The organism is Nonomuraea sp. IBHARD001 (assembly GCF_056106265.1).
Map to the genome: position 1 here is coordinate 2,541,906 of NZ_JBWBBW010000002.1, position 18,519 is coordinate 2,560,424.

Sequence of the window (18,519 nt, forward strand, 5' to 3'; positions counted from 1 at the left end):
AGTATGCCGTGCCTGTCGATCGGCCGGTCAGAAGTACGTGCTGGTCAGGTCGACCGAGGGCCAGGTCTTGACCGCCCTGATCGCCTCCCAGAGCAGCGGGTCGATCGCCCCGAAGTCGGGCGCCGAGCCCTCCTGGCGGCGGTTCAGCGTCACCGCGCACGCCAGGCCCTCGTAGGTGCGCATGAGGAAGGTGTAGGTGCCCGCCATCGAGCCGGTGTGCCAGGTGTTGAGCCCGCCGCCCTGGTTGCGTACCCACCAGCCGCCGCCGTACCAGGAGCCGTTGGCGTTGGCGCCGGTCTCCGGCTTGGCGAACAGCTGGGTGATGGAGGAGGCGTTGAGCACGGCGCCCGGCTTGTCGAACGCGGTGGTCAGCCTGACCAGGTCGACGGCCGAGGCCAGCCAGCCGCCGCTGGCGTCGCCGAGCTCCACGCTGAACCCGCCGTAGGGGAAGGGCACGGTCGCACCGGAGTCGTCCAGCACGCTCTTGCCCGTGTACGTCGAGACGTAGGGCACCTCGCCGGGCGCGGCCTTGGTCCTGGCGCTCCTGCCGAGCCGCATCCTGGTGATGCCGAGCGGCGAGAGGATCTTCTGCTGCACGTAGGACTCGTAGCTCTGTCCCGAGACCTTGGCGACGATCCGGCCGAGCAGCAGGTAGCCGTAGTTGCTGTAGGACACCGTGGAGCCGGGCGCGTGCTGCAGGGGTTTGGCGCCCATGTAGCGGACGAGGTCGGCGTGCCCGATCGGCAGCGGCACGTCCAGCGTGCTCGCCACGGTCCTGTCGACGAACAGCGGGTCGTACCCGGCCGCGTCCCTGTCCCAGCCGCCCAGGTGGTGCATGAGCCTGCGCACGGTCACGTCGGCCAGCCTGGCGTCGCCCGTGGTGGACAGCCCGAGCAGCGGCGCGACCGGCGCGGCCAGGCTGAGCCTGCCGTCCTGGACCAGCCGCATGATCGCGGCGGCGGTGACCAGCTTGCTGAGGCTGGCGATGCGGAACAGCGAGGTGGGCCGCACCAGCGAGAACCTGGCGAGGTACGGCGTGCCGCCCGAACCGGCGGGCGCAGGCTGCGGGATCTGCCCGTAGCCTCTGGCCAGCACGATCTTGCCGCCGCGCGCGACCGCGATCTGGGCGCAGCCGATCTCGCGCTCCTTGACGTACTTCTTGATCATCGTGTCGAACGGCGCGAGCGCGGCGGGCAGCGCGCCGGTGCCGCTGCCGGGCAGCACGGGCACGGTGGCCCTGGCCGGCTCGGCGATCAAGGCGGCGGGCACGAGACCGGCCCCTGCCTTGAGAAGATTTCTACGGCTGAGCACTGTCACTTCCGGCCCCCGAGTCACATCCGTGTCATGAAGATCCATATATTACGGATAGGGGAGGGCAAGGGAAGCTGTACGGTCATATCTGCGTTACAGCCCACTGACCGGCTCGTCATCGACCCCTGCTTGAGTGGTCAAACGGACACTCCGGTAAAATTGGTCTGTTATTAACCCTAGTTATGGCGATTCTGGCCTGTTTGGCCACCGTGGGCCCTTTGGGGTCGATGAGGAGGGTGTGGCATGACGACGGCTGCTCTGCAGACCGTGCTGTCGGTTCCCGCGCGGTTCAACGGTCCCGAGGGGATCGCGAACGGCGGCTGGATCGCCGGAACGGTCGCCGACGCGCTCCAGGCGCAAGGATCCGCCGTCGAGGTCACGCTGCACGCCCCCACCCCTCTGGAGACCGAGCTCCGCCTGGAGCACGTCGCCAACACCGCCACGCTCTCGCACGAGGACAGGCTGCTGGTCGAGGCCATCCCGGTCGCCGAGCGGCTCGACGCCCCCGCCTTCGTGCCGTTCAACGACGCGGCCAAGGCAGAGGAGGGCTTCGCCGGTTGGAGCGGGCACGCCTTCCCCGGCTGCTTCGCCTGCGGCCTGCGCGAGCCCGGCGACGGCCTGCGCGTCTTCCCCGGCCCCGTGGCGGGGCAGAGCGGCGTGGTGGCGGCCGGATGGCGGGTGCCGTTCACCGTGGCCGACGCCGACGGCGTGCCGACCTCGATCGTGGGCGCCGTGCTCGACTGCGCGACCGGCTGGGCGCACTTCGGCCCCGGCGAGAGCGCGCTGCTCGGCCGCCTCAGCCTGCAGATCCACCGCAGGCTCTACCCCGGCGGCGCCTACTCCGTCGTGGCACGCGCCACCGGCGTCGAGGGCCGCAAGCTCTTCGGCGAGAGCGCCCTGTACGAGGTCGACGGCACGCTCGTCGCCTCGGCCAAGGCCACCTGGATCACCCCGCGCTGACCGTACGGCCGGCTTTGGAGCGCTCCTTCAGCGCGAGGAGCGCTCCCCGGCCCGGCTCAGCCCTCGGTCAGGCGCCCGGCGACGACCGAGACGGCGGGCTCGGTGCTCATGATCGTGTAGTGGTTGCAGTCGAGCAGCAGCTCGTCGCGCAGCCCCGGCACCCGGCCCACCCAGTGCGCGGCCCACTCGTCGGAGAACATGCCGATGTCCTGGTTCAGCAGCCCGCGACGGGCGCGCAGCAGCAGGGGCGGCGTGCCGATCCGCGCCAGCGCGGAGGCGATCGTCTCCCCTTGGGTACGCAGCCACCGTCCGTCCTGCATCACCGCCTCGGGCACGCACCGCGAGCGCAGGGCCCCGGGCTCGCCGGTGAGGTCGTAGCGCACGTACTCCTCGAAGTCGGCCGTCCAGTTGCCGATGAGCGAGGGGTGGGCCTTGAAGAAGTCGACATACGCCTCGGCGTCGGCGAAGGTCCGGCTGAGCCTGGCGACCGCCGGGCCGAGCGTCTCGCGCATCACCTCGTCCACGTCGGCCTCCGGCGGCAGCGCGGGGAAGGGCAGGCCGCCGTCGACGAGCACCACGCGTTCGAAGGCGCGCTCGGCCGCGACCAGCACCGCGACGGCCGCTCCCATCGAGTGGCCGGTCAGCACGGCATCGGGTCCGGCCCCGACGTGGTCGGCGACCCTGGCGACGTCCTCGGCGTGCCGTTCCAGGCCCCAGGGGCCGGGCAGATCGGCGCTGTGGCCCCGGCCGCGCAGGTCCATCGCCACCAGTGACCAGCCTTCGGGCAGTCGCCTGGCCACGCCGTTCCAGGCCATCGATGAGGCGGTGATCCCGTGCACCGCGAGGACGATGCGCGGGCCGGTGCCGAAGCGGGTGATACGCAGGCCGTCCAAGTCGTCAAGCTCCATGAAGTCCATGGTAGAGAGTGAAATATGCGTATTTGTGTGATCGAGTCCGAGCCTGCCGCACCCATCGGACTCTTCGGGCACTGGCTGGCCGAGGCCGGGGTCGAGTGCGACGTCGTCAGGGCGCATCTGGGCGAGACCGTGCCCGCACGGGCCGACGGCGGGCTGATCGTGCTCGGCGGGGAGGCGTCGGCGTGGGACGACGCGGGCTACCCCTGGCTCGCCCCCACCCGTCGGCTGTTGCGCGAGGCGGTGGGCAGTGGGCTGCCGACGCTCGGGATCTGCCTGGGCGGGCAGCTCATGACGCTGGCCTGCGGCGGCGTCGTCGAGCGGGGCACGGCCGGGCTGGAGGTCGGGCTCGGCGAGGTCGCACCGCTGCCCGCCGCCGATGGCGACCTGCTGTTCGGCGGCATCGGGGCCGGGCCCGCCGTTCAGTACCACCAGGACGCCATGACCGTGCTGCCCGACGGCGCCGTGCCGCTGATGACCGGCACGCGCTATCCGAACCAGGCCTACCGGCTGGGCGGGCGCGCCTGGGCCGTGCAGTTCCATCCGGAGGCGGGCGCGGGCATCTTCACCACCTGGACGGCCAACGCGCTCGAACTCGACGGGCGCCCGGCCGCCGACCTCGACGCCGAGGTCAAGGCAGCCGACGAGCGCCTGCACGCCCAGTGGCGTCCCCTCGCCCACGCCTTCGCCGCCGTGGTGACCGCCTAGAGCCGGCGCTCATCGCGGCGTCCGGGCCGCTTGCGCCTGCGGGTCAGGACGTGGGCCAGCGCGTGCGCCCCCACGACGGCCAGCGGGAACAGCGCCGCCCCCCGCACGCCGCCACCCGCCGCCACCGGCACGCCCGATGCCCGGAGGCGGCGCCACGCCCATGCCGAGTACGGCAGCACGACCAGCGGCGCGCTCACCAGGCCGGGCGTGTACCCGCGCCACGCGGCGGCCTGCGCCAGATGCACCACGCCGTGCACCCCGAACCCGGCCAGCACCGTCTGGAACAGCGGACTGCGCCCGCCGGTCGCGGCCCCGCGGGCGGCGGCGGTGGCGACGAGCACGCCCATGAGGCCGATCGCCGTGTTCACCTGCGCCTGGGACGGCTCGGCCCGCTCCCACGGCACCTGCGGGAACTGCTCGGCCAGCACCGGCGCGGCCTGCCGTACCCAGTCGGCCATCGTGGCCACCTCCTCGGCGTCGTGCACGATCCAGGCGCCGAGCAGCCCCCAGGCGACGACGGGGGAGAGTCCGGTCATGTCCACCTCCACAGCTGAACAGAATACAACGCAACGTTGCGTTGCATTAGTATCATGAGCAGGACACCGCGCCTAGAGGAGGACCGCCGACGTGAAAGGCCCGAGAGCCGCAGCCGAGATCTTCGACGCCACGCTCAGACTGCTCGCCGAGCACGGCTACGAGGGGCTCACCGTGGAGGGCGTCGCGCTGGCGGCGGGCGTCAACAAGACGACGCTGTACCGGTGGTGGCCCTCCAAGTCCGCCCTGCTCAGCGCCGCCCTGCTGCAGGCGGGCGTGCTCGACTTCGAGCCGGTCGACACCGGCAGCCTGCGCGGCGACCTGATCGCGCTGACCGAGCACGTGATCGCCCTGCTCACCGCGCCCGGCACCGAGGCCGTCGTGCTGGCCATGGCCGGAGGCGCGCGTCAGCCCGACATCGGCGCGCTCACCAAGGCGTTCTTCGCCGACCGGTTCGAGCGGGAGGCGCCGATCTTCGCCAGGGCGGTGGCCAGGGGCGAGCTGGCGGCCGACGCCGACCCGAAACTGCTGGTCGACCTGGTCGGCGGCGCGGTCTGGGTCCGGGTGCTGCTGCGCCAGGAGTCCGTCGGGCCGGGCTTCGCCGCCGAGGTCGTCGACGCCGTGCTCCCGCCGCGCCCCCGAGGCGCAGGAGAGCGCGCCTGCGAGGATGGAGGCGAGCACACCTCGCGGCCCGGGAGGGGATGAGCGGCGTGCCCCGCATGGACTCCACGGCAGGACGGCTGGCCAGGCTCGGCTTCGCCGAAGGGCCGAGGGCCGAACGCCTGCTCGCCGAGCTCGGCCTCGAACTCGGCCGGCCGGACGCCGCCGTCCTGCTCGACGCGCTGGGCGCGACGGCCGATCCCGATCTCGCCCTGCTCTCGCTCACCCGCCTGGCCGAACGCGATCCGGGCGTGGTGGCCGACCTGCTCGCCGACGAGGACATGCGGGCCGGGCTGCTCGCCGTCCTGGGGGTCAGCGCGGCCCTGGGCGAGCACCTCGTACGGCATCCGGGCCATCGCCTGCTGATCGGCGGGCCGCCGGGCGCGGAGGGCGCGGAGGCCGAGCTGCTCGGCGCGGTGGGAGCCGATCCCGGGGCGGCCGAGCCGATCGCGGCGGGCGAGCGCGCCCAGGCCATGCTCGCCCTGCGTGTCGCCTATCGGGGCAGGCTGCTGCGCCTGGCCGCGCGTGACCTGACCGGCCGCGCCGCGCAGGCCGACGTCATGCGGGAGCTGTCGGACCTGGCGGCGGCGGCCCTGCGGGCCGCACTCGCGATCGCGCGCGCCGAGCACCCCGACGCCTCGGGCCTGGTCAGGCTGGCGGTCGTCGGCATGGGCAAGTGCGGAGCGCGCGAGCTCAACTACATCAGCGACGTCGATGTGATCTTCGTGGCCGAGCCGCGCGAGGACGCCGACGAGAGCACCGCGCTCAGGGCCGCCACCCGGCTGGCCCAGGCCATGATGCGGGCCTGCTCGGACACGACGCCCGAGGGCGCGCTGTGGGAGGTCGACGCCAACCTGCGTCCCGAAGGCAGGTCAGGCCCGCTGGTGCGCACGCAGGCCAGCCATCTGGCCTACTACCGGCGCTGGGCCAAGACGTGGGAGTTCCAGGCCCTGCTCAAGGCCAGGCCGGTGGCGGGCGACCTCGACCTCGGCGCCGCCTACGTCGCGGCGGTCGGCGACCTGGTGTGGAGCGCGGCCACCCGCGACAACTTCGTTCCCGACGTCCAGGCCATGCGCCGCAGGGTCGAGGCGCACGCGGGCGCCGACGGCGAGCGGCAGCTCAAGCTGGGGCCCGGCGGGCTGCGCGACATCGAGTTCGCCGTGCAGCTGCTGCAACTCGTGCACGGCAGGCTGGACGAGCGGCTGCGCGAGCGTGCGACGCTGCCCGCGCTCGCGGCGCTGTCCAGGGGCGGCTACGTCGGGCGCGAGGACGCCCGAACGCTGGCCGACGCCTACTCCTTCCTGCGCCGGGTCGAGCACCTGCTGCAACTGCACCGGCTGCGCCGCACGCACGTGGTGCCATCGGACGAGGCCGGTCTGCGGCGGCTCGGCAGGGCGCTGGGGGCGAGCGCCGATCCGGTGGGGGAGTTCACGGCCGAGTGGCGGCGGCACGCCAGGCAGGCGCGGCGGCTGCACGAGAAGCTGTTCTACCGGCCGCTGCTGCAGGCGGTGGCCAGGCTGCCCGAGGCGGAGGCCAGACTGTCGGCGAGCGCCGCCTCGGCCAGGCTCGTCGCACTCGGGTACACCGATCCGCAGGGCGCCCTGCGGCACATCGCGGCGCTCACCTCGGGCCTGTCGCGCCGTGCGGCCATCCAGCGCACCCTGCTGCCGGTCATGCTGGGCTGGTTCGCCGACACGCCGGACCCCGACGCCGGGCTGCTCGGCTTCAGGCAGGTCAGCGACAAGCTCGGCGCCACACCCTGGTACCTCAGGCTGCTGCGCGACGAGACCGCCGTCGCCTCACGCATGGCCCGCGTGCTCGGCACCAGCAGATACGCCACCGGGCTGCTGCTCAACGCACCCGAGGCGGTCGCCCTGCTCGGCTCGGACACAGACCTGGCGCCCCGCCCGGCCCCGGCCCTGCGCGCCGAGGCGCTCACGGCAGTCTCGCGCCACGGCGAGGACGCCGAGCAGGCCGTCGCCGCCGTGCGAGGACTGCGGCGCAGGGAGCTGCTGCGCACTGCTGTCGCCGACATCGCGGGACTGTCCGGCATCGAGCAGGTCGGGGCCGCGCTGTCGGCGCTCAACGACGTCACGATCGAGGCCGCCCTGCGCGCCGCCGTGGCCAAGGTCGAGCTGGAGGGCAGGGCGCCGCTGCCCACCGTGTTCGCGGTGATCGCGATGGGCAGGCTCGGCGGCGTCGAGTGCTCCTACGGCAGCGACGCCGACGTGATGTTCGTGCACGACCCGATCGAGGGCGCGAGCGAAAGGGCGGCGAGCGACGCGGCCTTCGCCGTGGCGAACGAGCTGCGCAGGCTGCTGGCCCTGCCGGGACCGGACCCGCCGCTGCTCATCGACCCCGACCTTCGCCCCGAGGGCCGTCAGGGGCCGCTGGTGCGCACCCTGGCCTCCTACGCGGCCTACTACGCGCGCTGGTCCTCGCCGTGGGAGTCGCAGGCGCTGCTGCGGGCCAGGCACTGCGCGGGGGACGCCGGGCTCGGCGCCAGGTTCGAGGCCCTGGCCGACACCCTGCGCTACCCGGCGGGCGGCCTGCCCGACCAGGCGGTGCGCGAGATCCGCAGGCTGAAGGCGCGGATGGAGGCCGAACGGCTGCCCAGGGGGGCCGATCCCGCCCTGCACACCAAGCTGGGCAGGGGCGGCCTGTCCGACGTGGAGTGGGTGGCCCAGCTCCTGCAGCTCAGGCATGCGGGCGCACGCCCGGCCCTGCGCACGACCAGGACACTTCGTGCGCTGGCCGCGGCCGTGGCCGAAGGCCTGCTGCAGGAGGCGGACGAGCGGGTGCTGGCCGGGTCCTGGCGCTTCGCCTCCCGCGTCCGCGATGCGATCATGCTGGTCAAGGGCAGGGCGGCCGACTCCATCCCGGCCGACGTACGCGAGCGCCGCCTGCTGGCCCGCACGCTCGGCTACCAGAGCGACGGGTCGGAGGACTTCGTCGAGGACTACCGCAGGATCACGCGCAGGGCCCGATCTGTGGTGGAGCGCGTGTTCTACGCAGACTGAGAGTGTTCGATGGGGTTGCGGGCGGTGATGAGGAGGTGTATCAAAGCGCGGGGTGATCAGTTTTGCTGTCTGTTTACATCGACCTCGCCGTCGGTCTCGTCACATCGTTCCTCCTGCTCTCGCTGTTGGTCAGCGGGCTGAACGAGGGCTTCGTCCGGCTGCTCGGCATCCGCAGCAAGTTTCTGTGGGCCTATCTGCGCGACACCATGGACGGCTCGGACAAGAACGACAGGGCCTGGCTGCCCGCGCGCATCAGGGACGTGTTCGGCGCACTGCCCTTCGGCAGGCACCGTGACGCCAGGCCCGAGTTCAACGACCAGCCGCCCGACTCCGACCTGAGCGCCATGTCGGCCGTGCCGGAGAAGGGCGACGACAAGGTCACCGTCAGGCTCTACTCCAGGCTGCGGGAGATCGACCACCCCTCCACCGGCAAGACCAGCATCTCCAACATCCCGCCCGGCCGCTTCGCGGTCGCCCTGATGGAACTGGCCGCGGCCGAGAAGGACGGCGTGCCCGGCCTGCTGGACAAGCTCGACAAGCTCAAGAGCCCCCTGCACGGCCATCTCAAGGGCCTGTGGGAAGGCGCTCAGCGCGACCTCGACCGCTTCAGGCAGGGCGTCGAGGGCTGGTTCGACACCGAGATGCAGCGCCTGTCGATGCTCTACAAGCGCTACGTCAAGTGGGTCGTCGCCGTGCTCGGCCTGCTGGTGACGCTGCTGTTCAGCATGGACGGCCTGGAGTACGGCAAGACGCTGCTGCGCGACAACGCCTTCAGGGCCTCGGTCGCCTCCTCGTCGGTCAGCGGCGAGGAGCTCAAGGCCAAGTGCGGTCCGGGCGAGTCCACCGAGCTCGTCGAGTGCCTGACCGAGACGATCAGCTCGCCCGCCCTGGTGAAGGTGTTCGACCACGCGCTGGTCGGTATCGTCGTGCCCGCCGAAGGCGACCCCAGCGTGTCGTGGAACGGCGGCGTCTGGTGGGACCGCGTCACCACGCCGGGGCACTGGCCGGGCTTCCTGCTCACGTATGTGGCGCTGCTGTTCGGCGCGCCGTTCTGGTGGGACGTGTTCAGGCGGCTGACCGGGATCAAGGCACGCAGGTAAGATCGTCTTCTCCCCCTGCCGAGAAGACGAAGGGGGAGACGGGCATGCGGATCGGATGGACGGTCGCGGCGCTGCTGCTGGTGACGGGGTGCGGGGCGCAGCAGGCGGGCGTCGGCGCCGTGATGGACCCGGCGCCGCTCGCCGCGCTGCCGCAGGTGGTCGGCCAGGGGCTGGCCACGGCCGTCGGTGTGCTGGAGAAGGCCGGGCACAGCAGGATCAAGAGCGTCGACGTCAGCGGCAGGGGCCGTATCGTCATCGTCAGGCGCGACTGGCAGGTGTGCGGGCAGCGCCCGGTGCGCGACCTCGTGGAGCTGTCGGTGGTCAAGACAGGCGAGCGCTGCCCGTCGGCCGCGGGCACGTCGGCCGCGCCGGGCACGATGCCGGACCTGCGCGGCAAGAGCATCAGGGTGGCCCGCCAGAGCCTGCCGGCCAAGACGGACTTCAAGGTCACCGACGCGACCGGCCAGGGCCGCATCACCTTCGTCGACACCGGCTGGCAGGTCTGCACCCAGACACCCGCCGAAGGCGCGGCGCTGGCGGGCCAGGTCGTGCTGACGGTCGTCAAGTACGGCGAGAGCTGCCCCTGAGGCCGCACGGGCCCGCCTGCGGGCAGGCGGGCCTATCATCGGCCGGATGGATACCGAGCGTTTGATCATGCGACGCTGGCGCGAGGAGGACCGGGCACCCTTCGCCGCCCTCAACGCCGACCCCGAGGTGATGGCGCACTTCCCCGCACCCCTGTCGCGCGAGGACAGCGACGCGATGGTGGACAGGATCGAGGCCGGTTTCGAGCACGACGGCTTCGGCCTCTGGGCGCTTGAGGTGCGGTCGACCGGGCGCTTCATCGGCTTCACCGGTCTGGCCCGGCAGACCTTCGAGGCGCCCTTCACCCCCGCGGTCGAGGTGGGCTGGCGGCTGGCCCGATCGGCGTGGGGGCACGGCTACGCGCTGGAGGCGGCGCGGGCCGCGGTGGCCCACGGGTTCGAGGTGTCCGGCCTGACGGAGATCGTGTCGATGACGGCGCTGACGAACCTCAGGTCGCAGGCCGTCATGAGGCGTCTGGGCATGACCCACGACCCCGCCGACGACTTCGACCATCCCCGCCTGGCCGAGGACAGCCCGCTACGACGGCACGTGCTGTATCGGCTGGCACACCCGTCTGCCTAGCACGCCGACCGGCTACCGCAGGGTGGTCAGGAAGGACAGCTCACGCCACTGCGTCAGCGGCGTCTCCGTGGGGTCCGCGGTGATCACCTGGAGGCAGACGTGGTCGGCGCCCGCCTCCAGATGGGCCCGCACGCGCTTCTCGATCGTCTCGGCGCCGCCGTGGGCGACGATGCCGTCGACGAGCCGGTCGCTGCCGGTCAGGTCGGTGTCGTCGAAGCCCTGCCTGCGCAGGCTCGCGGTCTGGTGCGGCGCCTGCGTGGCGTAGCCGACGACGTGCGCGGCCGCCACCTCACGCGCCCTGACCGGGTCGTGGTCGAGCACGACGGCCTGCTCGACGGCCAGCAGCGCGTCCGGGCCCATGAGACGCCTGGCCTCGCGCGTGTGCTCGACGGTCACCAGGTAGGGATGGGCGCCGAGCGTGCGTCTCGCGGCCAGCTCCAGCATCCTGGGCCCGAGCGCGGCCAGCACCCGGCGCGGGGGATCGGCGGCAGCCGGTCCGGCCAGCGGCACGGCGTCCATGGCGTCGAGGTAGGCAGTCATCGAGCGCACGGCCCTGCCCACGCTCGGGATGTCGTAGCCGTTCATGCGGATCGGCGTGTCGTCGACGCGGTGGCCGCCGAGCCCGAGCAGGAACCTGCCGGGGTGGGCCTCGTTGAGCGCGCGCTCGGCCGAGGCCATGGCGATGGGGCCGCGCAGGCCGATGTTGGCGATGCCGGTCGCGACCGTGATCCGGCGGGTGGCGGCCAGGGTGAGCCAGGACTGGCTGACGCTGTCGCGCCCGAAGCCCTCGCCGAACCACAGCGTGCCGTACCCGAGTTCCTCGATCTCGGCGGCCGTCTCGGCGAGCCGGGTCGCGGGCAGGGCGTCGAGGGCGAAGGTCCAGATGCCGACTTTTCCTAGGTTCATCAGTGGGACTCCCCGGATGCCTTATCCGGAGAGGCTCTCCGGATAGCTGTGGTCGTACAATACGGAGAACCACTCCGTTTGTGCAACGGGGACGGGGACGGGAGGCATCGATGCGGGCCGACGCTCGCCGCAACCACGACCATCTGCTGGCGGTCGCCACGGCCGTGCTGGCGCAGGAGGGGCCCGAGGTCTCGCTCAACGAGATCGCACGCCGGGCGGGGGTCGGGCCGGGCACCCTGTATCGGCACTTCCCGACCAGGACGGCGCTGCTGGTCGCGGTGTTCAGGGAGCGGATCGAACGGCTCTGCGGCCGGGCGGCCGACCTGCTCGGGCATGCCGATCCCGGTGAGGCGCTGGCCGTCTGGCTGCGGGCGGTGCTCGTGCACGCGCGCACCGACGGCGGCCTGTCCACCTCGGCGGCGGGCGGCGAGCTGGGCATCGACTGCCACGCGCTCATGCGGGAGGCGGCGCAAGGGCTGCTGACCAGGGCGGATCTGGCCGGACGGCTGCGGGCCGAGCTCGACGTCGACGACCTGTTCCAGCTCGTCCGCTCCCTGGCGGAGGCCGAGCCGCCCGAGCGCGGGGACAAGCTGCTGGAGCTGACCCTGCGCGGCATGCTCGATCCCGGCCGGTGAGGCGTTTCACAGATCGTGATCGCTCCTCCTACACTGAAGATCGCCTCAAAGGGACGATCATGGATAACAGAGACATGTGGGTAAGCGCCGCGAGCCAGGAGAACGCGGGGCAACGGCTGCGCGGCCTGGCGGCCGACTTCGACGACCAGGTCAGCGACCTGGCGGCCAGGCTGACCGGCGCCAGCTTCCCCTGGCCGGGCGAGACGACCGTCGTGGCGAGCCTGTACGCGGGGATCACCGATCGGCTGCTCGCACGCGGCCACGCCCTGGCCGCATCGGCCGGATCGGCGGGCGAACGCACCGGCGCCATGGGCCGCAACCACGCCGTCGCCGAGAGCGCGGCCGAGACGGCGCTGCTGCGCGCGGGCCGGACGGCCACGTGAGCGGCATGCTCGCCTCGCCCGCCGTACAGGTGGGGCTGGCCGTGCTCGGGGTGCCGCTTCCGCCGCCGTTCCCGTCGGCATACTCCGAGCACATCGAGGGCTGGGACGACGCCGCACGCAGGGCCGAGACCTACCTGGGCGACCTGGAGCGCACCTGGGCCCAGGTCGCCGGGACCAACCACAGTCGCGGCGTCGAGGCCATGAAGGGGGAGCTGGCCGACGACGAGGGGCCGCTGTCGGCGGTGCGCGCCTACATCAGGGACGTGCGGTTCACCGGGATCGGGCTCCGGGTGCTCAAGGCGCTCAGCACGGCGACCTGGGGCGGGATCGTGCTGGTGGCGGGCTGGGTCGGCGTCGGGGTGGCGCTGGCCGTGCACTCCGGGTCGTGGATCATGCTGCCGAGGTTCGTCGAGCGCGGCCGGGCGCTGATCGGCAGGCTGCTGGCCGCCGCACGACACCGGTACAAGCTGCTGTTCCGCAGGCTGTACGACCTCGTCGAAGGCCGGGTCACCGTACGCCCGGACAGCCGGGCCATGCGCGCCGCCTTCCTGGCCGCCCCCGTACGGCAGAAGAGCGCGATCATACGCTGGCGTCCCGCCGTGCCCGGTGAGCGCGTGACGACCAGGCTCGCCGGAGCGCACGGCGACGAGCTCGCGGCGGTGGCCAAGGACGACGGCGTCGCCAGGGTGGTGGTCACCCAGCCGCGCGGTGAGCAGCAGTTCGTCGACGCCGAGAAGTTCTGGGCCACCCACCGCGAGAACGGCGTGCCCGGCGAGGCGCTCGCGTCAGGCGAGGTCCGGGCGATCCGCAACCCGACCGGCAGGCCGCTGCGCCTCAAGACCGACTGGGGTGTCATGCGCGGCGACGCCGACAGCATCATCGTGCGCCGCCACAATCCCGACGCGCCCGACGAACTCACCGACGACTACTGGCTGATCGGCAGGCAGGAGTGGAAGGACTACTACGGCGACCTGCCGTAGTAGTCCTTCCGCTCATGCTCAGACGGTGGAGCAGGCCTTGCCGTTCAGCGCGAAGCGCAGCGGCGAGGGCGGTGTGCCGGTGTAGGAGGCGGTGAAGCCGACCTGGAGCGACGAGCCCGCACGCAGCACCCTGTTCCACGGCCGGTTGGCCCCGGCCAGCTGCGAGCCGCTCTGCGTCCAGTCGGCCGACCAGCCCGACAGCAGGCGCACGCCCGACGCCGGGTAGTCGACCGTGAGCGTCCAGCCGTCGACCGGCGTCGTGCCCGTGTTGCGTACGGTGATCTCGGCATTGATCCGGGAGCCCCAGGTCGCCGCGCGGTAGTTCACCTCGCAGGTCGGCTTGGCCGTCGGCGAGGGGCTCGGCGTGGGCAGGCCCTCCCTGGCCAGCGCCGACAACGGGTCCGACGGCAGGCTGATGTTGCCCGCCGCGTCCCTGGCCACCACCACGTAGGTGTAGCGCCGGCCGGTCACCAGGCCGGACTCGGCGAAGTTCGGGAAGCCGCTCCCCGGGAGGGTGCCGACCTTGAGATAGCCCGTCGCGCTCTCGCGGTACACGTCGTAGGCGATCACCGCCACATTGTCGGTCGACGGCTGCCAGCAGAACGTGACGCCGTGCCAGTCCTGGAGACAGGCGTCACGCAGCCCTTCGGGCCTGGACGGCGGCACGACGTCACCGGTCGGCGGGCTCGGCGTCGAGGTCGGCGTCATGCCGGTCACGGCCGCCACACTGATCAGGGCCGACGGCGGGCTGACATTGCCCGCGGCGTCCCTGGCCACGACGTACATCGTGTAGATCCGGCCGAGTTCGCCGCTGAACCCGCCCACCGTGCTGACGGTCGAGGCCGCCCGTACGAATCCGTCGACGTCCAGCCGGTACAGGTCGTAGGCGGCCACGCCCGTGTTGTCCGTCGAGGCGTTCCAGCAGATGGAGGCGTAGCCCGGCTGGGTGGGCGCGAGCGGGACCGGGCAGGGCCGCAGTCCGGCCGGCCTGGTCGGCGGGAGGGTGTCGGCCGCGGCGTCCGCCGCGTCCGCCTTGTGTACGGCGCCCTGTGCGGGAGCGGCGACGGCCGCCTGTCCCGCGGGGCCGATCGCCAGGGTGGCGATGAGTAACGCCAGCGTGAAGAGCCCGAGGGTGAGGAGGACCGTCCCCACGGGCCGACTGCTGAGTCGCATATTTCCCCTATCGCATCGTGTCCCCCGCAGTGTGTGATTCTGCGGCATATTTGACACCGCGTAAAGATGGGATTTCGGGGGATACGGGGCTGCAGGGGGGATGCGGTCAGGCCGCCGGATCGCTCAGGTGACCGCACTCATGTACCACGTGCTGACCGCTATGAGCATCAGCAGAGTTCCCCCGAAGGCGGCGCACCCGTAAAGAACGGCGCCCTTCACGGTGGTCTCCGGAGACTTGAAGATCAAGGCAGCTGCGATGCCCGCGATGATGCTGACCAACAGGAAGAGCCCAAGCACGAGCAGGCCGACGACCGGGTCCATCTGAAGTGTCCTTGCCTCTCTCCTGATCGAGAGAGGGCACAAGGGACCTCAGCTCGATCAGGCTCTCGGCCGCGCGCATGCGGCGAAAACCGGATTCGGGCTGAGTCCGCTCCGACCTTGCAGGACAGGGGCACCCAACACCCTTGGTCCTGAGAGTGGTGCTCAGGTGATGCGACAGCTTGGCCCCGCGCAGTCAGGGGCCGTGCTTTCCGTCAGGCGCAGAGAACTCGGCTGTGCGTCGCAAGGTCGCGATGAGGCCGCCGCCCCGGTCGGGGGCACCTGAAGGACGCGACCAACGTACACCGTGGGCGGGATCTTGTCTGCAGGTCAGCCGGGTTCTGAAATATGCCGTTTGTGGATTTCTCTCGACATTTATGTCAGCAGCCGGCACTCGCACATCAATATGCGGGAGCAGAAATCACGGCGTCCCGTCGGCGATCACGGAGTTGATCGTGTCCATCAGTCCGCCCGAGCCGCGCTCGCGGTAGAACTCCAGCAGCGCCTGCCCGGCCCAGTCGCCTGCCACGATCTCCTCGATCCGCTTCTCTGCCGCGCCGGGGAACAGCCTGCCGGTCAGGCCCGCCGCATGGACCAGGCAGAGGATCGCCGCGGTCCTGGGGGAGGCCTCGCCGCCCGCCAGAGCCGCCTCGACGCGCTGTCGGATCTCACCTTCGAAGGCGGGGTCGGCCTCGGGGTAGATCCGGGAGAACATCTTCCTGGCCCGCCTGAGCGCGCCGTGTCCGGCCAGCCGTTCGAGCAGTCTGCCGGGGTGCTGCTCGGTGTGCAGGATCCTGAACCAGGTCGCCGGGGTGGCGGTGGACCGCAGCGCCGCCACCCTGGCCAGCACCGCGTCGGTCTCGGCGTCACCGGTCGCACCGGCGTCGGTCACCAGGACCCCGCCGTCCTCGTCGAGCTCGGCCCGCTCCAGCAGGGCCAGTTCGGACAGCTGGGCGGCGACCAGGATCAGCTTCAGCCGCTCCTGCTTGATCAGCGACTGGCCGTCGCGCTCACCATGGGCCAGGAGGACGAACTCCTCCGCGATGCTCAAACTCATGCCTTGAGTCTGGCACCTCAATCGGATGACTGGCCGATCCGCGCGACCTGCCGTTGCTCCCTGAAGATGAGGCCGGGCAGATCGATGCGCGCGTTCTGCGGCATCTGGCGCAGGACGTCCCCGAGCTGCCGGTCGACGTCCCTGATGAAACGTCTGGCGTCCTCGTCGTCGCCGTTCCACATGTCGGAGAGCTCCCAGCCTCCCGCGTCGACCACCGCGTCGAAGCGGCTGCGCGCGGACGCGACGATCCCGGCGGCGGCGTGCAGGCCCCGCGAGAGCCGGCCGTGCACGGCGGCCAGGCCACGCGTGTTCTCGTAGATCTGGCGGATCGCCTGCAGCGCGTTGACGGCCGCCGTCCCTCGCCAGGGGGCGTCCCTCATGTCCTGCGCGCGTGCCATCAGAGCGTGCGCGGCCAGGGCCAGGCCGTCTGCGATGTCGGCGACGTCACTCGCGCGGGCGGTCAGCGGCGCGGGGTTCCAGCTCATGATGTCGTCCCTGATGCGGCTACGGCCGATACGGTCGATCACCGTGGACCTCGTCCAGGCCTCGATGTGCCCGTCGATGTTCTCCTCGGGGTGGCCGAGCAGGATCTCTCCCCGAGGGTAGAGCTGGGTCACGGGGTACTGGGAGGGGTCCCCCTCCGGGCTCCAGCTTCCGTACGCGGACAGCCAGGGGTTGCGGCCGACCAGTTCGTAGGCGTAGCCGCTCGTGGCGACCAGGCCGGCCGCCGCCGCCGTCTCCACGATCACGTCCCTGGTGACGCCCTCCAGCCGCCTGTCGAACCGGTCGACCAGCGTCGTCCAGACGTTGGCGGCCAGCCACCCTATGTGCGCGTAGCCCAGAGGCTCGTACGAGCTGCCCGGGGCGCGCTTGTCCAGGAGCTTCGCGACGTCGTCGAACTCGGTCATGAAACGTGCGGCGACGGCCCGCAGCCGGGTGGAGTCGACCTCGTACCCGGCGCTCCGCTCGATGCCGAGCCCCGGCCAGTAGGGCTGTCGCTGGGGATAGGGCTCCCACTCCGACCATTCGTCCTGGAGTGAGGCCTGGGGTTCACGGGGCATGATCGTTAAGCTATGAGCCCGGGATGACCACCAGGCGAAGAGCACATGAATGGCAACGCAAAGACCGCTTCCCCTCACGAGAAGCGGCCCTTGCCGACCTGTCCGTCAGACGTCGTAGTACAGCTCGAACTCGTGCGGATGCGGCCGCAGGCGGATCGGGTCGACCTCGTTCTCGCGCTTGTAGGCGATCCACGTCTCGATGAGGTCGGGGGTGAAGACCCCACCCTCAAGCAGGTAGTCGTGGTCGGCCTCCAGGGCGTCGAGCACCTCCGACAGCGACCCCGGCACCTGGGGTACGGCCCTGGCCTCCTCGGGCGGGAGCTCGTAGAGGTCCTTGTCGACCGGCTCGGGCGGCTCGATCTTGTTGCGGATGCCGTCGAGCCCGGCCATGAGCATGGCGGCGAAGGCGAAGTACGGGTTGCAGGAGGGGTCGGGGACGCGGAACTCCAGACGCTTGGCCTTGGGGTTGGACCCGGTGATCGGGATGCGGACGCACGCCGAGCGGTTGCGCTGGGAGTAGACCAGGTTGACCGGAGCCTCGTAGCCGGGGACCAGGCGGTGGTAGGAGTTCACCGTCGGGTTGGTGAAGGCCAGCAGCGAGGGGGCGTGCTTGAGCAGGCCGCCGATGTAGTAGCGGGCCAGGTCCGACAGGCCCGCGTAGCCGACCTCGTCGTAGAAGAGCGGCTCGCCGTCCTTCCAGAGCGACTGGTGGCAGTGCATGCCGGAGCCGTTGTCGCCGAAGATCGGCTTGGGCATGAAGGTGACCGTGTGGCCGTGCGCCAGGGCGGTGCTCTTGATGATGTACTTGTAGAGCATGAGCTGGTCGGCGGTCTTGAGCAGCGTGCCGAACCTGAAGTCGATCTCGGCCTGGCCCGCGGTGCCGACCTCGTGGTGCTGCATCTCGACCTCGATGCCGCACTCGATGAGCTTGCGCACCATCTCCGAGCGCAGGTCGGTGAAGTGGTCCATCGGCGGGACCGGGAAGTAGCCGCCCTTGTAGCGCGGCTTGTAGCCGAGGTTGCCGCCCTCGATGGCCTTGCCGGTGTTCCAGGCGCCTTCGACGGAGTCGATGTAGTAGTAGCTGGAGTGCTGGTTGGTCTCGAAGCGCACGTCGTCGAAGATGTAGAACTCGGCCTCGGGGCCGAAGAAGACCGTGTCGGCGATGCCGGTGCCCTTGAGGTACTCCTCGGCCTTGCGTGCGACGTTGCGCGGGTCGCGGCTGTAGGCCTCGCCGGTCAGCGGGTCGTGCACGAAGAAGTTGATGTTGAGCGTCTTGTGCTGACGGAACGGGTCGAGCACGGCGCTCGTCGGGTCGGGCAGCAGCAGCATGTCCGACTCGTGGATGGCCTGGAAGCCCCGGATCGACGAGCCGTCGAACATGAGGCCGTCGGTGAAGACGCCTGCGCCGAAGTTCTCGACGGGGAAGGTGAAGTGATGCGTCGTGCCCGGCAGGTCGGTGAACCTGACATCGACGAATTGCACCTTTTCATCCGCGATATATTTCAGGACATCGTCGGCGGAGTTGAACACTCTCGAACCTCCCAAGGGCACGAATGGTCATCGCGACCGTAGGACCCGGCCGTTTCCACGCGGTGTCTCGGTTGTTTCGCCTTTGTTAAAGCGGCGCCCGTA

At 71.3% G+C, this 18,519-nt stretch carries 19 protein-coding genes; 10 read left to right on the top strand and 9 right to left on the bottom strand.

Features of this window, described 5'->3' with window-relative positions; genetic code table 11:
- Positions 1 to 27: 27 nt before the first annotated feature.
- Positions 28 to 1,269 (bottom strand): serine hydrolase domain-containing protein, encoded by a 1,242-nt coding sequence (locus ACTWNK_RS13785; RefSeq protein WP_474304323.1) that lies wholly within the window; start codon positions 1,267 to 1,269, stop codon positions 28 to 30.
- Positions 1,270 to 1,554: 285 nt separating this feature from the next.
- Between ACTWNK_RS13785 and ACTWNK_RS13790 the strand changes: the two genes are divergently transcribed.
- Entirely contained in the window at positions 1,555 to 2,271 is a 717-nt protein-coding gene (locus tag ACTWNK_RS13790; protein WP_474304324.1) for a PaaI family thioesterase, read from the top strand.
- 56 nt (positions 2,272 to 2,327) lie between these two features.
- Here ACTWNK_RS13790 and ACTWNK_RS13795 read toward each other — a convergent pair whose 3' ends face one another.
- Positions 2,328 to 3,179 (bottom strand): alpha/beta hydrolase, encoded by an 852-nt coding sequence (locus ACTWNK_RS13795; RefSeq protein WP_474304325.1) that lies wholly within the window; start codon positions 3,177 to 3,179, stop codon positions 2,328 to 2,330.
- Between the two features lie 36 nt (positions 3,180 to 3,215).
- Between ACTWNK_RS13795 and ACTWNK_RS13800 the strand changes: the two genes are divergently transcribed.
- Entirely contained in the window at positions 3,216 to 3,893 is a 678-nt protein-coding gene (locus ACTWNK_RS13800) for a type 1 glutamine amidotransferase (protein WP_474304326.1), read from the top strand.
- Here ACTWNK_RS13800 and ACTWNK_RS13805 read toward each other — a convergent pair.
- Positions 3,890 to 4,429, bottom strand: coding sequence for an HXXEE domain-containing protein (locus ACTWNK_RS13805; RefSeq protein ID WP_474304327.1), 540 nt, complete (start codon positions 4,427 to 4,429; stop codon positions 3,890 to 3,892). The genes ACTWNK_RS13800 and ACTWNK_RS13805 overlap by 4 nt on opposite strands.
- A gap of 91 nt (positions 4,430 to 4,520) precedes the next feature.
- Here ACTWNK_RS13805 and ACTWNK_RS13810 point away from each other — a divergent pair, with 91 nt between their 5' ends.
- From ACTWNK_RS13810 to ACTWNK_RS13830, 5 genes are all read left to right on the top strand, one after another.
- Positions 4,521 to 5,132 carry a TetR/AcrR family transcriptional regulator gene (locus ACTWNK_RS13810; protein WP_474304328.1) on the top strand — a complete coding sequence of 204 codons (612 nt, stop codon included), beginning with the start codon at positions 4,521 to 4,523 and terminating at the stop codon, positions 5,130 to 5,132.
- Entirely contained in the window at positions 5,129 to 8,107 is a 2,979-nt protein-coding gene (locus ACTWNK_RS13815; protein WP_474304329.1) for a bifunctional [glutamine synthetase] adenylyltransferase/[glutamine synthetase]-adenylyl-L-tyrosine phosphorylase, read from the top strand. Before ACTWNK_RS13810 ends, ACTWNK_RS13815 begins: the two co-directional genes overlap by 4 nt.
- Before the next feature lie 62 nt (positions 8,108 to 8,169).
- Complete coding sequence (locus tag ACTWNK_RS13820; RefSeq protein WP_474304330.1) at positions 8,170 to 9,207, top strand: hypothetical protein; 1,038 nt, start codon at positions 8,170 to 8,172, stop codon at positions 9,205 to 9,207.
- A gap of 44 nt (positions 9,208 to 9,251) precedes the next feature.
- Positions 9,252 to 9,794 (top strand): hypothetical protein, encoded by a 543-nt coding sequence (locus tag ACTWNK_RS13825; RefSeq protein ID WP_474304331.1) that lies wholly within the window; start codon positions 9,252 to 9,254, stop codon positions 9,792 to 9,794.
- Between the two features lie 46 nt (positions 9,795 to 9,840).
- On the top strand, positions 9,841 to 10,374 hold the full coding sequence (locus tag ACTWNK_RS13830) for a GNAT family N-acetyltransferase (RefSeq protein WP_474304332.1): 534 nt from the start codon (positions 9,841 to 9,843) through the stop codon (positions 10,372 to 10,374).
- A 12-nt stretch (positions 10,375 to 10,386) separates the two neighbouring features.
- Here ACTWNK_RS13830 and ACTWNK_RS13835 read toward each other — a convergent pair whose 3' ends face one another.
- Complete coding sequence (locus ACTWNK_RS13835) at positions 10,387 to 11,280, bottom strand: TIGR03620 family F420-dependent LLM class oxidoreductase (RefSeq protein ID WP_474304333.1); 894 nt, start codon at positions 11,278 to 11,280, stop codon at positions 10,387 to 10,389.
- A 110-nt stretch (positions 11,281 to 11,390) separates the two neighbouring features.
- Here ACTWNK_RS13835 and ACTWNK_RS13840 point away from each other — a divergent pair, with 110 nt between their 5' ends.
- From ACTWNK_RS13840 to ACTWNK_RS13850, 3 genes are read left to right on the top strand one after another with little or no spacing between them, the layout of a single operon-like run.
- Positions 11,391 to 11,915 carry a TetR/AcrR family transcriptional regulator gene (locus ACTWNK_RS13840; protein ID WP_474304334.1) on the top strand — a complete coding sequence of 175 codons (525 nt, stop codon included), beginning with the start codon at positions 11,391 to 11,393 and terminating at the stop codon, positions 11,913 to 11,915.
- A 59-nt stretch (positions 11,916 to 11,974) separates the two neighbouring features.
- Positions 11,975 to 12,298, top strand: a complete 324-nt coding sequence (locus tag ACTWNK_RS13845; RefSeq protein WP_474304335.1) for a hypothetical protein — start codon at positions 11,975 to 11,977, stop codon at positions 12,296 to 12,298.
- A complete protein-coding gene (locus ACTWNK_RS13850) occupies positions 12,295 to 13,278 on the top strand; it encodes a hypothetical protein (RefSeq protein ID WP_474304336.1) in 984 nt (327 codons plus the stop codon). Before ACTWNK_RS13845 ends, ACTWNK_RS13850 begins: the two co-directional genes overlap by 4 nt.
- Positions 13,279 to 13,296: 18 nt before the next feature.
- Here ACTWNK_RS13850 and ACTWNK_RS13855 read toward each other — a convergent pair whose 3' ends face one another.
- The 5 genes from ACTWNK_RS13855 to glnA all read right to left on the bottom strand — a co-directional run bounded on the left by ACTWNK_RS13855 (position 13,297) and on the right by glnA (position 18,417).
- Positions 13,297 to 14,430 carry a cellulose binding domain-containing protein gene (locus ACTWNK_RS13855; protein WP_474304337.1) on the bottom strand — a complete coding sequence of 378 codons (1,134 nt, stop codon included), beginning with the start codon at positions 14,428 to 14,430 and terminating at the stop codon, positions 13,297 to 13,299.
- A gap of 144 nt (positions 14,431 to 14,574) precedes the next feature.
- A complete protein-coding gene (locus ACTWNK_RS13860) occupies positions 14,575 to 14,772 on the bottom strand; it encodes a hypothetical protein (protein WP_474304338.1) in 198 nt (65 codons plus the stop codon).
- 418 nt (positions 14,773 to 15,190) lie between these two features.
- On the bottom strand, positions 15,191 to 15,826 hold the full coding sequence (locus ACTWNK_RS13865) for a GOLPH3/VPS74 family protein (RefSeq protein ID WP_474304339.1): 636 nt from the start codon (positions 15,824 to 15,826) through the stop codon (positions 15,191 to 15,193).
- A 17-nt stretch (positions 15,827 to 15,843) separates the two neighbouring features.
- Complete coding sequence (locus tag ACTWNK_RS13870) at positions 15,844 to 16,887, bottom strand: hypothetical protein (RefSeq protein ID WP_474304340.1); 1,044 nt, start codon at positions 16,885 to 16,887, stop codon at positions 15,844 to 15,846.
- A 105-nt stretch (positions 16,888 to 16,992) separates the two neighbouring features.
- Positions 16,993 to 18,417, bottom strand: a complete 1,425-nt coding sequence (glnA, locus tag ACTWNK_RS13875; protein ID WP_474304341.1) for a type I glutamate--ammonia ligase — start codon at positions 18,415 to 18,417, stop codon at positions 16,993 to 16,995.
- Positions 18,418 to 18,519: the final 102 nt, after the last annotated feature.

Coding starts and splice junctions, on each gene's coding strand:
- ACTWNK_RS13825 (WP_474304331.1), top strand. CDS start 9,252: ATGCGGATCGGATGGACGGTCGCGGCGCTGCTGCTGGTGACGGGGTGC.
- ACTWNK_RS13805 (WP_474304327.1), bottom strand. CDS start 4,429: ATGACCGGACTCTCCCCCGTCGTCGCCTGGGGGCTGCTCGGCGCCTGG.
- ACTWNK_RS13840 (WP_474304334.1), top strand. CDS start 11,391: ATGCGGGCCGACGCTCGCCGCAACCACGACCATCTGCTGGCGGTCGCC.
- ACTWNK_RS13795 (WP_474304325.1), bottom strand. CDS start 3,179: ATGGAGCTTGACGACTTGGACGGCCTGCGTATCACCCGCTTCGGCACC.
- ACTWNK_RS13845 (WP_474304335.1), top strand. CDS start 11,975: ATGGATAACAGAGACATGTGGGTAAGCGCCGCGAGCCAGGAGAACGCG.
- ACTWNK_RS13865 (WP_474304339.1), bottom strand. CDS start 15,826: ATGAGTTTGAGCATCGCGGAGGAGTTCGTCCTCCTGGCCCATGGTGAG.
- ACTWNK_RS13835 (WP_474304333.1), bottom strand. CDS start 11,280: ATGAACCTAGGAAAAGTCGGCATCTGGACCTTCGCCCTCGACGCCCTG.
- ACTWNK_RS13815 (WP_474304329.1), top strand. CDS start 5,129: ATGAGCGGCGTGCCCCGCATGGACTCCACGGCAGGACGGCTGGCCAGG.
- ACTWNK_RS13870 (WP_474304340.1), bottom strand. CDS start 16,887: ATGCCCCGTGAACCCCAGGCCTCACTCCAGGACGAATGGTCGGAGTGG.
- ACTWNK_RS13830 (WP_474304332.1), top strand. CDS start 9,841: ATGGATACCGAGCGTTTGATCATGCGACGCTGGCGCGAGGAGGACCGG.
- ACTWNK_RS13860 (WP_474304338.1), bottom strand. CDS start 14,772: ATGGACCCGGTCGTCGGCCTGCTCGTGCTTGGGCTCTTCCTGTTGGTC.
- ACTWNK_RS13790 (WP_474304324.1), top strand. CDS start 1,555: ATGACGACGGCTGCTCTGCAGACCGTGCTGTCGGTTCCCGCGCGGTTC.